The sequence below is a fragment of the Nocardioides sp. genome (genome assembly GCF_031397825.1).
Lineage (GTDB): Bacteria > Actinomycetota > Actinomycetes > Propionibacteriales > Nocardioidaceae > Nocardioides.
On record NZ_JANNML010000180.1, the window covers coordinates 1 to 2,168 of the forward strand.

Sequence of the window (2,168 nt, forward strand, 5' to 3'; positions counted from 1 at the left end):
GGCCTCGCGCATGTAGCGCTCGACGGGGAAGTCGCGCGTGTAGCCGTAGCCGCCGAGCACCTGGACGGCGTCGGTGGTGACCTTCATGGCGTTGTCGGTCGCCACCAGCTTGGCGACCGACGCCTCCCGGCCGAAGGGGCGTCCGGCGTCCTTGAGCCGCGCCGCGTGCAGCGTCGTGGCCCGTGCCGACTGGACGGCGGCCTCCATGTCGGCCAGCACGAAGGCCAGCCCCTGGTGGTCGATGATGCGCTTGCCGAAGGTCTCGCGGTGCTTGGCGTAGGCCACGGCGTGGTCGAGGGCGCCCTGGGCCAGCCCGGTCGCGACCGCGGCGATGCCCAGCCGCCCGGAGTCCAGACCCTCGAGCGCGATCCGCAGCCCGTCCCCCTCGTCACCGAGGAGGCGGTCGGCGTCCACGTGCACGCCCTCGAGTCGCAGCGTGGTGGTGGCCGAGCCGGTCAGGCCCATCTTGCGCTCGGGCGGGTCGGCGCTGAGGCCCTCGGCGTCACCGGGCACCAGGAAGCAGGAGATCCCGTTGCGGTCGGCGGAGGTCCGGGCCATCACCTTGTAGAAGTCGGCGTGACCCCCGTGGGTGATCCAGGCCTTGGTGCCGGAGAGCACGTAGCTCCCGTCGCCCTGCCGGACCGCCTTGGCGGTCATGGCCGCCGGGTCGGAGCCGGCGTGCGGCTCCGACAGCGCGTAGGCCCCGAGCAGCTCACCGGAGAGCATCTCGGGCAGGAAGCGCTGCTTCTGCTCCTCGGTGCCGCGAGTGAAGAGACCGAAGCAGGACAGGGCGTGGACACTCACGCCCACCCCGACCGAGGACCACACCGACGCGATCTCCTCGAGCACCTGGAGGTAGACCTCGTAGGGCTGCTCGCCGCCGCCGTACTGCTCGGGGTAGGGCAGGGACAGCAGCCCGGCGCGGCCCAGCGTGCGGAACACCTCGCGGGGGAACTCCTCGTCTGCCTCGGCCTGCGCCACGCGCGGGGCGAGCTCGCCCTCGACGATCTCGCGGGTCAGCCGCAGCAGGTCGGCGGCCTCCTCGGTGGGCAGGACGCGGGTCGCGGGCACGGGTTCCTCCAGCGGGTGATCCAGAACGCCTGGTGGCGATCTGGCGGGACGGATGACGGGCAGGACGGGGGGCGGTGCGGGTGCGTCGACCGGTGCTCAGACGGTACGCCGCTCCTCGGCGAGGAGCCGCATGATCACGCGAGGGAAGCCGCCGGAGACCGCGTCGGTGTCCGAGACCTTGGTGAAGCCGGCGTTCTCGAAGAGCGCCCGGGTGCCGACGTAGGCCATGGTGAGGTCGACCTTGGCGCCCTGGTTGTCGGCCGGGTAGCCCTCGACCGCCGGGGCGCCCTGGTCGAAGGCGTAGTCGGCGGCACCGGATACCAGCACGCGCGCGATGCCCCGGCCCCGGTGACCCGGACGGACCCTGACGCACCACAGCGACCACACCGGCAGGTCGTCGACGTGCGGGATCTTCTTCGACCGCGCGAAGGGCAGCTCGGAGCGGGGCGCGACCGCCGCCCACCCCACGACCGTGCCGTCCTCGTCGTGGGCCAGGACGCCCGGGGCGACCTCGCGCGCGCACAGCTCGCGCATGAACTCGCCGCGGGCCGGGCCGACCAGCTCGCGGTTGGTGCGGGAGTCGACGCGGTGGCTGAGGCACCAGCAGACCGACGACGTCGGGTTCTTCGGGGCGAGCATCGTCGCGACGTCGTCGAAGGCATGAACGGGCCGGGTCTCCACGGGCACCTCCTCAGACGTTGCGGCGGTACTGCCCGCCGACCTCGAAGAACGCCTCCGTCACCTGCTGCAGCGAGCAGACCCGGGCGGCGTCCATGAGCACCGCGAAGACGTTCTCACCCTCGATCGCCGACCGCTTGAGGCGCTCCAGCGCCTCCTCGGCCTCCGAGCGGTGGGTCTCCTGGAAGCCGTGGACGCGGTCGAGCTGCGAGCGCTTCTCCTCCTCGGTGGCACGCGCCAGCTCGATGGTCACGGGCGCCTGGTCGGACTCCGGTGCGACGAAGGTGTTGACGCCGACGATGGGCAGCGTGCCGTCGTGCTTGCGGTGCTCGTAGAGCATCGACTCGTCCTGGATGCGACCGCGCTGGTAGCCGGTCTCCATCGCCCCCAGCACGCCGCCGCGCTCGGTGATGCGGTCG

At 72.4% G+C, this 2,168-nt stretch carries 3 protein-coding genes; all 3 read right to left on the reverse strand.

The annotated features are described in order from the left end of the window. Positions 1 to 1,071 (reverse strand): acyl-CoA dehydrogenase family protein (locus RMN98_RS15445; RefSeq protein ID WP_309649709.1); only part of this gene is annotated, 1,071 nt, incomplete at its 3' end. Positions 1,072 to 1,167: 96 nt separating this feature from the next. After that, complete coding sequence (locus RMN98_RS15450; protein ID WP_309649710.1) at positions 1,168 to 1,752, reverse strand: GNAT family N-acetyltransferase; 585 nt, start codon at positions 1,750 to 1,752, stop codon at positions 1,168 to 1,170. 10 nt (positions 1,753 to 1,762) lie between these two features. After that, positions 1,763 to 2,168 (reverse strand): methylmalonyl-CoA mutase family protein (locus tag RMN98_RS15455; RefSeq protein WP_309649711.1); only part of this gene is annotated, 406 nt, incomplete at its 5' end.